Annotated in this window: 14 protein-coding genes; 5 read left to right on the top strand and 9 right to left on the bottom strand. The window is 40.2% G+C overall.

The window, feature by feature from the left end:
- Window positions 1-93: 93 nt before the first annotated feature.
- Window positions 94-552, top strand: a complete 459-nt coding sequence (gene dtd / locus WH223_RS12340; RefSeq protein ID WP_340048002.1) for a D-aminoacyl-tRNA deacylase — start codon at window positions 94-96, stop codon at window positions 550-552.
- A 4-nt stretch (window positions 553-556) separates the two neighbouring features.
- Window positions 557-883: a nucleotide pyrophosphohydrolase gene (locus WH223_RS12345; protein ID WP_038695397.1), complete on the top strand. Its 327-nt coding sequence runs from the start codon at window positions 557-559 to the stop codon at window positions 881-883.
- Window positions 884-1035: 152 nt separating this feature from the next.
- On the opposite strand, the gene WH223_RS12350 is transcribed toward WH223_RS12345, so the two are convergent.
- From WH223_RS12350 to WH223_RS12375, 6 genes are all read right to left on the bottom strand, one after another.
- Window positions 1036-1338: a hypothetical protein gene (locus WH223_RS12350; protein WP_340048003.1), complete on the bottom strand. Its 303-nt coding sequence runs from the start codon at window positions 1336-1338 to the stop codon at window positions 1036-1038.
- A gap of 46 nt (window positions 1339-1384) precedes the next feature.
- The gene (locus WH223_RS12355) at window positions 1385-2329 is read right to left on the bottom strand and encodes an Rpn family recombination-promoting nuclease/putative transposase (protein WP_340048004.1); all 945 of its coding nucleotides are present in this window, start codon (window positions 2327-2329) and stop codon (window positions 1385-1387) included.
- Between the two features lie 86 nt (window positions 2330-2415).
- Window positions 2416-3930: a lipopolysaccharide biosynthesis protein gene (locus WH223_RS12360; protein ID WP_340048005.1), complete on the bottom strand. Its 1515-nt coding sequence runs from the start codon at window positions 3928-3930 to the stop codon at window positions 2416-2418.
- A 10-nt stretch (window positions 3931-3940) separates the two neighbouring features.
- Entirely contained in the window at window positions 3941-4219 is a 279-nt protein-coding gene (locus WH223_RS12365) for an acylphosphatase (RefSeq protein ID WP_340048006.1), read from the bottom strand.
- A gap of 33 nt (window positions 4220-4252) precedes the next feature.
- Window positions 4253-5422: an amidohydrolase family protein gene (locus WH223_RS12370; protein WP_340048007.1), complete on the bottom strand. Its 1170-nt coding sequence runs from the start codon at window positions 5420-5422 to the stop codon at window positions 4253-4255.
- A gap of 64 nt (window positions 5423-5486) precedes the next feature.
- On the bottom strand, window positions 5487-6254 hold the full coding sequence (locus WH223_RS12375; RefSeq protein ID WP_340048008.1) for an endonuclease/exonuclease/phosphatase family protein: 768 nt from the start codon (window positions 6252-6254) through the stop codon (window positions 5487-5489).
- Between the two features lie 71 nt (window positions 6255-6325).
- Here WH223_RS12375 and ggt point away from each other — a divergent pair, with 71 nt between their 5' ends.
- Entirely contained in the window at window positions 6326-8023 is a 1698-nt protein-coding gene (gene ggt / locus WH223_RS12380) for a gamma-glutamyltransferase (RefSeq protein WP_340048010.1), read from the top strand.
- Window positions 8024-8116: 93 nt separating this feature from the next.
- Here ggt and WH223_RS12385 read toward each other — a convergent pair whose 3' ends face one another.
- Window positions 8117-9433, bottom strand: coding sequence for a DNA recombination protein RmuC (locus tag WH223_RS12385; protein WP_340048011.1), 1317 nt, complete (start codon window positions 9431-9433; stop codon window positions 8117-8119).
- 53 nt (window positions 9434-9486) lie between these two features.
- Window positions 9487-10680, bottom strand: coding sequence for a formimidoylglutamase (locus tag WH223_RS12390; RefSeq protein ID WP_340048012.1), 1194 nt, complete (start codon window positions 10678-10680; stop codon window positions 9487-9489).
- 113 nt (window positions 10681-10793) lie between these two features.
- Between WH223_RS12390 and WH223_RS12395 the strand changes: the two genes are divergently transcribed.
- Window positions 10794-11759 carry an SDR family NAD(P)-dependent oxidoreductase gene (locus tag WH223_RS12395; RefSeq protein ID WP_340048013.1) on the top strand — a complete coding sequence of 322 codons (966 nt, stop codon included), beginning with the start codon at window positions 10794-10796 and terminating at the stop codon, window positions 11757-11759.
- A 27-nt stretch (window positions 11760-11786) separates the two neighbouring features.
- Window positions 11787-13088, top strand: a complete 1302-nt coding sequence (locus WH223_RS12400; RefSeq protein WP_340048014.1) for an HAD-IB family phosphatase — start codon at window positions 11787-11789, stop codon at window positions 13086-13088.
- A 39-nt stretch (window positions 13089-13127) separates the two neighbouring features.
- On the opposite strand, the gene WH223_RS12405 is transcribed toward WH223_RS12400, so the two are convergent.
- Window positions 13128-13700: a 5-formyltetrahydrofolate cyclo-ligase gene (locus tag WH223_RS12405; RefSeq protein WP_340048015.1), complete on the bottom strand. Its 573-nt coding sequence runs from the start codon at window positions 13698-13700 to the stop codon at window positions 13128-13130.
- Window positions 13701-13775 lie beyond the last annotated feature (75 nt).

The following is a 13775-nucleotide window of genomic DNA, read 5'->3' on the forward strand; positions in this document are numbered from 1 at the left end:
TTTATTCGTGTTCGAAAACAAGGCACCCCTAACGATGGGGCAAAGGTACATATTTTTTTGTCTTTTCAATTTTTACTTTATACTTTTAAAGCCATGCGCGCAGTAATACAAAGGGTGACTCATGCATCCTGCACCGTAGGAGAAGAAATCACCGGAAAAATAAATGATGGATTATTGGTTTTCATTGGCATAGAAGATGCCGACAAAGTAGAGGATATGCAATGGTTAGCCCAAAAGCTAGTTAACTTACGTATCTTCTCGGATGATCAGGGTCTGATGAATAAGTCGGTTCAAGATATGGATGGAAACATACTGCTCATCTCACAGTTCACCTTGTTTGCACAAACGAAAAAGGGTAACCGTCCTTCATTTATACGTGCTGCTAAGCCCGACAAGGCAAAGCCTATGTATGAAGCCATGGCAGGCTACCTAAGCAATTTATTGGGCAAAGAAACACAGTTAGGTATATTTGGAGCTTACATGAAAATAGATCTGCGTAACGATGGCCCTGTGACCATTCTTATGAATACACAAGACAAAGATAATTTCTAATAAAATGACAATAAAAGAAGCACAAGAAACTATTGATAAATGGATCAATACGACAGGCGTTCGTTATTTCAATGAGTTAACGAATACGGCTATGTTGATGGAAGAGGTGGGTGAAGTAGCACGTATTATGGCGCGCCAATATGGAGAACAATCTTTTAAAAAATCAGATAAAGAGGTAAACCTTGCTGACGAAATGGCTGATGTATTATTTGTATTAATGTGCTTAGCAAACCAAACAGGAATAGACTTAACGGATGCCTTAGAAAAAAATCTAGAAAAAAAGTCTATCCGAGATGCAGACCGTCATAAAAACAATGATAAATTAAAATAATAGGTTCAGAAAATAGCGCATTACAATGCTTCAACTTCTGAAATAGGTAGCTTGGTGACTTCAATAATATCACCAACTGCCCTACCTTTTTTAGCGATGTAGTAATCGCTTTAAGCTGCATCAATATATCTTGTCAACAAGCCAACAAACTGTTATAAGGCTTCAACTTCTGAAACAGATAGTTTGGTGACTTTAACAATATCATCAGTTGATAAACCAAGTTTTTTCATCGAGCCAGCCATTTCAAGTAAATCCAACTTCGTCTCTAATGCAAGCTCTATCCCTTGAACAAGCCCTCTTTCTATTCCTTGAACAAACCCTCTTTCTATAGCCTCAGCAACAGCTTCTCGCCCTTTCTGGTGAGCCTCTTCTAACCGCTGTTCTTGATACTGACGCACAGCTTCCGCATCCCACAGTCTTTTTAAACTAATATCATGCATTTCCTTTTCCTCCATTACTTTAAGCCGCATCAATATATCTTATCAACAAGCCAACAAACTGTTATAAGGCTTCAACTTCTGAAATAGATAGTTTGGTGACTTTAACAATATCATCAGTTGATAAACCAAGTTTTTTCATCGAGCCTGCCATTTCAAGTAAATCCAACTTCGTCTCTAATGCAAGCTCTATCCCTTGAACAAGCCCTCTTTCTATAGCCTCAGCAACAGCTTCTCGCCCTTTCTGATGAGCCTCTTCTAACCGCTGTTCCTGATACTGACGCACAGCCTCCGCATCCCACAGTCTTTTTAAACTAATATCATGCATTTCCTTTTCCTCCATATTTAGCCTACTATACTCCGCAATATTAAAAAGTTTCTCAAATATTGGCTTATCGAGATAAATAGGTTGTTCATCCATACTCGTTAAATGTTTTAAGACATATAACCACTTATCTAAATCCTCTTTCAAGTCATCGACATCTTTAGTAAAGTTAACCAATTCAATATAAATAAACCCAAGATCTTCGTAAAAGACAGAACCTGTAATTCTATTACACAGACAGATATCATGAAACCATTTTCCCGAACTCTTGGCATCATTTAAAGAGAAAGAATCTAATAGAACAATGACGTAAACCTCTGAAATTGCATAATTCCAGGCATGGCGCTTCCCTTTTGGTGCCTGATCTGAAATCAACTTACACCCATAATAGAGCATCCGTCGTTTGAAATTAACATGTGAACTACGTTGCACCTCAATCACAAATTTCTCACCATTTTCGCCGGTGCAGCTCAAATCAAACACAACACCACCTATTTTATCGGTATCGCCTACATGTTCATTCTTATTGAAAACGAGATCACGGATTATCTTTCGACCACGAAAAATGCTGTTAAGCAATGAAATCAACAGTTCTTTATTGGAAGCTGAACCAAAGAGAAACTTAAACCCGAAATCACTTACCGGATTTATATATTTAGGGTGGTTACTCATAGGCTTATGCATTGGTAAACCAAACATAAGCTTTAATCTAACCGAGGAAGTTTTTATTGAAAATTATTAACAGGCTCCTACATACACAGATAACGTATCTATTTAGCCGTCAATCCACCGATAATTTTCTTCAGCATAGCCCTTTCGTTATAAACAACAACGCATAAATACAGTAATAAAAGAAGATTTCCTGTCCAGAAATTACGGTGAAACACAAGGTAGTTAATAGCGATTAAAATGCTTCCGAACGTAATAAAGGCGAGCATTTTCCCCACTTTATAAGGAATAGGATAGTTCCGTTGCCCCCAAAAATAAGATAAAGAAACCATCACCAAATAGGCAATAGAAGTCACAACGATAGCACCAGCATAGCTATACATCGGGATAAGTAGATAACAAAGAATAATTGTCACCAAAGCACCGATACCAGATATATAGAGACCAAAGCGCGTTTGATCGGACAGCTTATACCAAACGGATAGATTCATATAGATCCCTAACATGACGTAGTTAAATAGAATAATAGGAATAAAATCTAGCCCAGACCAATATTTAGCTGTTTGCACCGCATCGCCTCCTTTAATAAAGTACTTAAGCCATTCTATATTCATGGATAATCCCATCATCACCAGCACCATGAACAGCACAAAATACTCCATAATCAAGGCATACACCTTTTTGGCATTTTCATTTTTTGCATACGAAAAGAAAAAAGGCTCAGCACCTAAACGAAATGCTTGAACAAAAATACTTAAGAATACGGCTATCTTAGAAATAGCACCATAAATCCCTAAATCTTGCTCTCCCACGTGGTCCGGCAAAAGTGTGGGCATTAATATTTTATCGAGATGTTCATTTACGATAAACGATACATTTGCAATAAATACCGGAAAGCTATACGAAAACATACTCATCAACAACGCCTTATCGAGCTTGAAACTGAAAGACTTAATCTCAGGGATTAGTAATAGTAAAGTAAGTACGCTAGCAAAAAGATTGGACAAAAACACATAACCTAGCCAAGGTCCTTTATACCACGAAAAATAAGACAGGTAGGCCGGAAACTTTGCTAAAAACCAAGGCAGAAAAACAATCAGAAAGAGATTGGAGCTTACGAATACCCCAATATTTAACAACTTCAATATGCTATAGCGAATCGGTCTATTTTGGGCACGCAACTTCGCAAAAGGCACGACAGCGAGCGCATCGGTTGCCAAAATACCGCCCATAAAAAGGAGGTATTGCTTATAATTAGCGACAGACTGCAAACCATTATTAGAAAACCAGGTTGCTATGGGAGAGATAAAAGTGAATAGTACGGAAAGGAATAATAACGTCGTAAAAATAGTCACGATAAAGCTGTTATTGAACACCTTACTTTTATCCTTTTCTTCTACCTTTTGTAAGTATCGAAAATAGGTCGTCTCCATACCAAACGCCAAAAAGGTGTTGATGAGAGCCGTCCATGAATACATATTCGTAAAAATACCGAATACAGAAGTTTCAAACTTACGAACAAAAAGAGGAGTTAGTATAAAATTTAAAAGCCTCGACACGATGGTCGATAGCCCATAAATCGCGGTATCGTTCAAAAAGCGCTTAATGACTGACATTGCTGTAAACCTATTTACGTTTTTTTAGAATCTCATAATTTTTGAACCCTTGCAAAGTCCCTTCCGTTGTCACCAACTTTTCAACTTTAGCACGGTCAGACCCCTCGGCACAAAACTCCAAAAAGGAATCTAGTGCAAAAGAATCACCTTCAACCTCCATATAAACAGAACCATCAGGCTGATTCATCGCAAAACCTTTTACGCCCAACTGATCTGCTACAGCCTTGCTTGCTGCTCTATAGAAAACGCCTTGCACTAGACCTATAACTTGGATATTTAAATGCTTCATGGGGAGCAAATGTACAGAAGAAAACCGAACTATCTATGCAATACGACGCAAAGTTACCGCATCCGACAGGCGTAAATCATCCATCCCTTCCAGCAGCACCAATCCAGGGCGCTTTCCAACTTCGATAGAACCGATTTGACTTTCAATCCCCAAAGCATGGGCTCCATTGATGGTAGCCCATCTCAACAGCTGTAAAAAGTCTAACTGATCGCTAGCTCTAGTTATCGTTTTAAGCTCTTCAAGAATATCCAACGTATCATTGGACGCTAGGCTGTCGGTACCAATAACCATTCTATCCGTATTTGGAATAAAGCTCAGTATCTTAGGCAATTTACCCTCTATATATAAGTTAGCCTTCGGACAAAGACAATAGTACACATCACGATCTTGACGATTGATGAAATCTATATCTTTAAGCGACGTAAAGGTGTTATGCACCAAAATCAAGCGATTTGGCGCAGGCGTATAGGGAAGATACGATTGAATAGAATTACGCGCTTGTGCCTTAATCATATTACCATCCAATCCCATTACCTCATAGAACTTCAAGAATTCACCCTCCTTATAACGGAAAAGTTTATTTTCCTCTTCGCTTTCTTGATTGTGAATACTTAAAATATTCTCCGCGCTAACCGCTTTACGGAAGATCTTAAATAGTTCTTTTGAACAAGAATAAGGAGCATGCAACGTGATGGAGCTATGATTATGATCAAAATAAAACTCGATATCTCGTGCTTTGTCAATACGCGCTTGTGCCTCATCCCTAACCAATCCGATGGCTTCTACGAAAGTATGATATAGGATTTTACTATTTTTCTTCACCTCAGCAGAAGAGGTAGTATTAACGTGATCACCGACAGCCTGTATCCCATTGGCATACATCATTGCATCTGCATTGACTATTTCCTCCTGAATAACTGCTGGCTCGGCAGCGCGCATACGCATCACCTCAGCCAAGAAACTAGGTAGCCCCTTCTGCTTTTTTGTTTTGCCGAGCATATGGGATAACTCAAGATGACAGTGTGCATTAACAAAACCAGGAATAAGGACGCCTTTATAAACCTCCTTCGTTACATCCTGTATTTGAGGAGCATCTGCCTCATAAATTGCTGTCACCACCCCTTCATCATCAAGAGCGACAACTCCATCCTTAATGATATTACCAATTACCGGAGCAATTGTACTTGCCGAAATATATCTCATTGTCTAATTTTCACGATTACGAGTTTATAAAAATATAAAAAAATAGCATAAAACAAACTAGCTACTAACGCTTTACAACCTCTACCTCTGCAAACACAGGTAGGTGATCAGAAGCGTTAACAGCCTCAATTACTTTATAATCTAACCACTTAAAGTCAGTCTGTTTACCTATTAGTATATAATCAATTTCTATATTGGGGTTCACATTTGGAAAAGTAAATTTATTGTTTGCTCGATTACGTTGAAAACATTGTTCCAACATGGCGACAGTTTTACTTGCCGGTTCAGCATTAAAATCACCTACCAAGATGAATGGTCGTTGATACCAATCACCTATTTCGGCAATAAAGTCTGCTTGAGCAATTTTATTCTCTTCTTTTAGGTCTAAATGTGTGTTTGCAAAAGTAACGATTTGCCCGCCAGGAAAAGCAACATCAACAAGCGCTAATGTTCGATTTTCACTCGCAATAGGCATAGGCAAATTGTACTTACGCGCTTTAATAATTTCGTACTTGCTTAAAATCAGTGTTCCATACTCTCCGTCTTCTACATCAATTCCTTTAGAAAAAAAGTAGTACATCCCTGTAAGCTCGGCCAATCGCTTCGCTTGATCAGTATTGTTGGAACGAGATAAATAAACATCAACCTCTTGTAATCCTACTAAGTCTGCTCCAGACTGCAAAATTACCTGAGCTATTTCCTCTAAATTTATCTTTCCTGGAAATTCGGGCGGATTACCATGGTGAATATTATAGGTCAATATTTTTATACGCTGCGCATATACTGCTAATATACTAAAAGTAAATGCAATAAGTACAATCCATTTTTTCATAACACCTAAATAACAACATCTATATACAATTTCCAAATTTCAAACTATAAGCTTTTGCTTATCTTTATCTTATGAAGCTTCTCTACTATACGCTAGTTCTCTACTTTTCAGTTGTTGCATGCAGCACACAAAAGACAGTAGCCCCTGCCCCACCAAAGGCAAAAACATTTTCAAATGGAGCTGTCATTACGGCACATCCATTGGCTTCAGCTATTGGTGTCGACATCCTAAAAAAGGGAGGTAATGCTGTCGATGCAGCTGTTGCCGTACAATTTGCCTTGGCCGTTGTATACCCAAATGCAGGTAATATTGGTGGTGGCGGCTTTATGGTCTACCGTGCACATAACGGAGAGGTGGCCGCATTAGACTTCCGAGAAACGGCTCCCTCTTGGGCATCACGCGACATGTACCTTGATCGTGATGGAAATCCTATTACGGAATTAAGCCTCTACGGACAGCTTGCTGCTGGCGTTCCAGGATCGGTGGCAGGGATGGTAGAAGCACATAAAAAATATGGAAGTCGACCTTGGCTACAACTCCTAACTCCTGCAATTAAGCTAGCCGAACAAGGATTTGCCATCACTGCGATGCAGGCGAACGAATTTAATGAACATGAAAAACGCTTCAAAGCACTAAACCCGAATGGTGCCGCCATCATCCAAGCGAAAGCTTGGAAAAAAGATGACCTATTCGTCCAAAAGGAGTTAGCACATACGCTTCATCGTATTGCAGAGCAGGGACGCGAAGGATTCTATAACGGTGAAACAGCCGATTTTATTGTCGCTGAGATGAAGCGTGGAAACGGACTTATCACACATGAGGACTTAAAGCAATATAAAGCCATATGGCGACAGCCTATTGTTGGAGCCTATAAAGATTACAAAATTATATCCATGCCACCTCCCTCTAGTGGCGGTATTGCGGTGATGACGCTTCTTCAATCTGTAGAAAAATACCCCCTTGCAAAATGGGGCTTTCAAGCAGATAGCACCATCCGTGTGATGGTAGAGGCCGAGCGCAGGGTTTATGCTGACCGTGCAAGCTACTTAGGTGATCCTGATTTTTATTCGGTACCAACAGCAGCCTTGCTAGACAAAGCATACAATCAGGAACGAATGTCGACGATAGACTTCAACAAAGCGACGCCTAGCGCTGCCATTAAAGCGCGAAGCATCCCTGGCTATGAATCGGAGCAAACTACGCATTTCAATATCGTTGACAAAGATGGGAATGCGGTCGCCATTACGACCACAATCAATGGATCTTATGGTTCCTGCGTGTGGGTAGATGGGGCTGGATTTCTACTCAACAACGAGATGGACGACTTCTCGGTAAAACCGGGTTCGCCAAATATGTATGGCCTGCTTGGTGGAAAGGCTAACGCCATTGAAGGCGGAAAACGGATGCTAAGTGCGATGTCTCCAACAATTATTGAACAAAATGGACAGCTAAAAATGGTCGTTGGAACGCCCGGAGGATCCACCATCATTACATCAATCTTTCAAGCTATCCTCAACGTGCTCGAGTTTGGTATGGATGCCCAACAATCAGTTACGGCGGCTCGTTTTCACCATCAATGGTATCCTGATCGCATAGATGTAGAAAATGAAGCGATAAGCCCTACGGTTAGACAAAACTTAGAAAAAGATGGCTATCCTATTTTCAAGCGTCCTCGTATTGGACGCATGGAAAATATTATCCGACTGCCTAATGGGAAACTTCAAACAGGAGCAGATCCACGAGGTGATGATTTTGCAGAAGGATACTAAGCCATTCACCTTATAAACGATAAAAGGCCAAAGTAAGCTACTTTTGGCCTTTTCTAATTATATGAATAGCAAATTCTTTCCTACAGATTAAGACTAATCCAAATACTTAGGATCGATTTGTTTATTCGCTTTCGCGCCTAATGTTTTTAAATTTTCAATACGCTTAATTACATTACCAGGCCCACTGGAAAGCTTTTTCATAGCATCTTGCTGCTTTTCAACCACCTTTAGCATATAGCCTTCCACTTGTTGAACATCTTGCAAAAAGCCTACAAACTTATCGTATAGTGCTCCTGCTTCCTTCGCAATCTCGAGCACATTGCGTGTTTGACGCTCTTGTACCCACACACTAGCAATGGTACGTAGCGTTGCGAGTAAAGTAGATGGGCTTACGATAACAACTTTACGGTCCCAAGCATCTGAAAACAGCTCAGATTTCTCGCGCACGGCAGCACTCAAAGCTGATTCAATAGGCATAAATAGTAAAACGAAGTCTGGTGAATGAATCCCATAAAGATCATGGTAATTCTTTGATGCTAGCTCACGCACATGGTTTTCTATAGATTGTACATGCTGCTTGAGTGCCAAAGCCTGCTCTTCCTCTTCTTCTGCATTTACCCAACGTTCATAAGCCGTCAAAGAAACTTTAGAGTCGATGACAAGGTGTTTTTCCTCGGGCAAGAGAATGATTGCATCGGGAATCTTTCGTTTATCATCTTCCTTAAAGGTAGCCTGCAAACGATACTCACGATCTTTAACCAATCCAGAACGCTCCAAAACGCGCTCCAAAATAATCTCACCCCAATTCCCCTGCTTCTTACTGTCCCCTTTCAAGGCCTTAGTTAAATTATTAGCTTCGTCCTTGATCTGTGCACTCTGTTGCATCAATTGTTCAACGACGCCTTTTAAAACATGTCTCTCGGCAGACTCTTGCTGATAAGTCTTATCTACCTTTTCTTCAAAAGTCTTTATCTTCTCCTTCAGCGGATCTAATATTTGACTGATGTGCAATTGATTTGTCGCCGTAAATTTTTGTGTCTTCTCGTCTAAAATCTTATTCGCCATATGCTGAAACTCTAGCATAAAATGTTCACGAATACGGGACATCTCTACTTGTTGTTCTTTAAATTTTTCTTGTTGAGCTTCCAAGGTAACATAAGTACCCTCCAAGGTACGCTCAACACTAGCGCGCGCTTCACGCTCCCGCGACAGGCTCTGTTCTAACTTCTCTTGGTTAACGAGCAACAGACGCTCCCGTTCTTGAAATTTTGTCAAATCTAAAATAGCTTGCTGTTTTTCTTGCTCCAGCTTGCGATGTGTTGCAGGACTCACTTGTTGCCCGTTCTTCCATAGCAGAAAAGCTACGAGAGCAAGCAATACAAAAAAGCCTACAAGAATAAGTATATCCATAGGTAGTGTAATTAAAGGGTGATGGTAATCTCTACTGGGCGAGACCGGTAGAATTACTGTAACTTTTGGTGGGTCTTCCACCAAATATCGGGCATATCACCACCAACGGCCTGCTGGTAGTCTTCATAACGACATGGAACCCAATAGTAACGCTCATTAACAGATTTGGACCCAAAATAAGGCACCTGCATCCACCAGCGATCCGAACGCTTACTTTTCACAAATACCAATTCGTAATCGTCGTTCTCTAAGGTTGTTCTATAAATGATATAGGCTGACTTCGGCACTAGCGGAGCGTCATTCTTACGATTGTAGTAGCCATCAATAAAGCACCAAATCATTTGAGCTACCAAACTAGCAGTATGTCCCATCGGGTCAAATGTAGGGTTCAACTCATAAAAACCAATAGAAGAACACTTGTCCGACATCCCCGCGTAGCGGGCCAACTGACAAGCTTCATCGCCATAAAGGCCATTTGGGTTGGCGTTCGCATTTCCGGGCGCCTCAGAAGCGCGAATAGCGCCGATATCGAAACTCACCATATCCGCAGCACGGATTAGCGGCTCTGCTTGGTCAAGCTTACCGGCCATCATCCCCAAACGTAGCATACTAAAGAAGAGCTTATCATACATATTGATAGACTCTTTACTTACTAAATACGTTTGGAAAGCAAGGTTGCTTAAATTAAACAGGTAGTCGGGTTGATGTAAAATAATATGATTTAAGTACGTCTGTGACGTAAGCCCCATGGTATCTGCGTTATCTTGATCCAGATCAAAGCGACCATCAATTACCGCCACTTCAACACGCTGCTCCAATCCTTCATAAGCAGTATACTGCGCGTAAGTCAAGTCTTGCCCTCCACCGATAATGATGGGCAGAATATTTTGCTTAACAAGCTCTTCCACCACCGTCTTCAAAGCGAAATAGGTATCTTGAATCGTTTCTCCGGCTTTAATATTTCCTAAATCTGTAATCCGAATTGTATAATCACCCTGATATAAGTTGTACAAATGTTTTCGAACAGCATTTGGCGACTTCTTTGTCCCTGCATTATTAACAGAGCCGCGTTCTTCTTCTACCCCGATAATTACCAAATTGGGCTTCTCATCTTCATCTTCTAAATCAGGGAATTGCGCTCCGACCTCATAGGTTTGAATCGTCTGACCAAATTGTGAGTTGTAAAAAGTAGCTCCATGAGCAAATTCTTGAACAACAATCGGTGAAAAAAAAACGGATAATGACATGTTGACGTGCTGTATTTTTTAAAAATCAGAAACAATGTACTGAGTATTTCGCAAATATGCATTTATTAAGCTATTTTTGAAAAGAATAAGTTTTCAACAATAAGTTAGCATACGTGGTATTAGTAACAGGAGGAACTGGTTTTCTGGGTTCTATATTAATTCAGCATTTAGTCCAAACAGGACATCGTGTCATCGCGACTAAACGTGTAGATTCTATTATTCCTTCTCGTCTGAACGCAGCGTCTGCTGTGCATTGGGTAGATGCTGATATCACCGATTATTTCGCGCTAGCGGATATCTTTGGAGAAGTAACGCAGGTATATCATTGTGCTGCTGTTGTATCTTATCAGAAATCGGATTGGGCGAAAATGCTCCATACCAATATTCAGGGCACCAAACATATTGTTGACCTCTGCTTAGAGCATCATGCACGACTTGTTCATGTAAGTTCTATTGCATCCCTAGGCCCCCGTAAAAACGATGAGCTCATTAGTGAAAACAACTTTTGGGATGATGGCGCTCCACACTCAAAATATAGCTTATCCAAGTATGAAAGTGAGATGGAGGTATGGAGAGGTATAGCAGAAGGCCTTGACGCCGTTATCGTAAACCCATCAGTCATTATGGGTACGGGAAACAAAGAGAAAGGCGCCGGAGCTTTATTCGCACTTATAAATAAAGGATTAAAAATATATCCTACGGGAAGCATCGGTATTGTTGATGTTACGGATGTTGCTGCTGTCATGATTCAGCTGATGAACGACACAAGCATCCATGCCGAACGTTTTATCCTGAACAGTGATAATCTGAGCAACAAAAGCCTATTAGAAAAAATCGCTTCCCTACTGGAAAAACCAGCACCTAGTATTCCGGCTAAAAAATGGTTACTAAGCGTAGCATGGCGTGCTGCCAAACTTCAATCTTTTTTCAACAAAAAGAAACCAGCACTCACCAGAGAGACAGCCAAAGCATCGTCTACATTATTGGCTTATTCCAACAAGAAGATAACCGATGCGCTAAGCTATCAGTTCAAACCCGTCGTGGAGACATTAAAAGAAATGAGTTTAGATTACAAATAAAATAGTAAATATCAACCCCTAACCAACGTGAAGAATTATTACATCATTGATTTCGATAGCACCTTTACACAAGTCGAAGCCTTAGATGAGCTCGCTAAAATATCGCTCGCCGACCACCCAGACCGTGACACAATCTATAACCAAATTGAAGAGTATACCAACCTGGCTATGGAAGGTAAAATCTCATTCAGAGAAAGCCTTGCTGGAAGGGTACAGTTGCTAAATGCCAACAAAAAGCATTTAGATAAGCTTGTTCAACACCTTAAGAAAAAAGTATCTCGTTCTTTTGAACGGAATAAGGAATTTTTCAAAGAAAATGCGGACACAGCGTGGATTGTTTCTGGTGGTTTTAAAGAGTTCATCACCCCTGTTGTGACTCCATACCACATCAAGATTGAGAATATTTATGCAAATACATTCAAATTTGATGAGGATGGTAACATTATTGGTTACGACGAACACAATCCTTTATCCGACGAAGGAGGAAAAGTAAAATTACTAAAAGAGCTTAAAATTGAAGGTCATCTTTTTGGTATCGGCGATGGCTACTCAGACTTCCAACTAAAAGAATCTGGATTGATTGAGAAATTCTTTGCTTTCACAGAGAATATAGCACGTAAAAGTGTAACTGAAAAGGCGGACCACATTACCCCGAGCTTTGATGAGTTTCTTTATGTTAACGATTTGCCTAGAGCAATCTCTTACCCGAAGAACCGTATCCTATGTTTAATCGTTGGCGATGTGCCTGAGATTGCGGTACACATTCTTAAAAGAGATGGTTTCTCTGTACGCTTGAAAGAAACATTTGAAGAAAAATACACCAAGGATGTAGGTTTATTATTGGTTGCCGACGGTATATCTATTGATGATGAGCAGCTTGCTCGGGCCGATAAGTTAAAAACAATCGGTTATCTCGGTGATTCTAAAGAAAGCATTAACAGAAAAATTACCATAGAAAAAGGTATTGTCGTCTTCGACGATAAGAAAAGCAAAAAGAGAAATGCCGAGTTCATTCCTCGCCGTATGGCTGACTTCATTAATAACGGAGATACCTATATGAGTCGCAACTTCCCGAACTTGACTTTGCCTAAACTGTCACATGCACACAGGCTGTTGCACATTCATCAGAATGTACCTGGCATTATGGCACAAATCAATAACGTTTATGCCGAGAACCAAATCAATATCTTGTCTCAATTTTTGATGACGAAGGGGGATATTGGTTATGCGGTAACGGATATCGATATTAAGATGGCTTATGACAAAGCTTTACTAAAACAGCTAAAACAAATTGATAAAACCATAAAATTCAGAATTTTATACAAATAAAAACAAGGGGCAAATTAAAATTTGCCCCTTGTTTTTTAGCTATTTAAAAGAATAAGTTCTTTTCGGTGTGATTAGTTCATCGAGCGGAATATCTTGAGCATGCAAATTTTCTATCTGCTCAACGGGTTCAAACAAGGATAGCCCCAGCTTCAAACAATCGGGACGACAGTCTTCCAAAAATCGGTCGTAAAAGCCCTTCCCGTAGCCAACACGGTTTCCATGCTTATCGGCAACGAGCAACGGGACTACAACAACATCCAACAAGCTCGCATGAACTTCTTCCCCATCTACAGGTTCTAAAATACCCCAACTATTTTCCACGAGGAACGTACGATTCACAAAACGATAATGCTTCATGGTAAAATCCACCGGATTTGAACGACTGATGACAACATGCACATTAGGGTGCTGCTCTTGCAACCAGTCAATAAAAGGCCATGTGTCAATTTCACGCATCTTCTGTATAGGCAAGTATACATGCACATAAGAATAAGTAGACCAATCGCGCTGCTTTAGCTGTTCGATTATTGCTACAGACGCCTGTTCGTAGGCGCCTTCATCAATCTTTAGTCTTTCGGCTTTGTAGGCTTTTCGTAACTGTTCTTTTGTCATATCAAATAGGGTATAAAAAAAACGGCCTTGCGCTGGGAGCTAACAAGACCGAATAATCAACCTAAACCTAATATT

The sequence above is a fragment of the Sphingobacterium sp. MYb382 genome (genome assembly GCF_037572665.1).
In the GTDB taxonomy this organism is placed as follows: Bacteria; Bacteroidota; Bacteroidia; order Sphingobacteriales; family Sphingobacteriaceae; genus Sphingobacterium.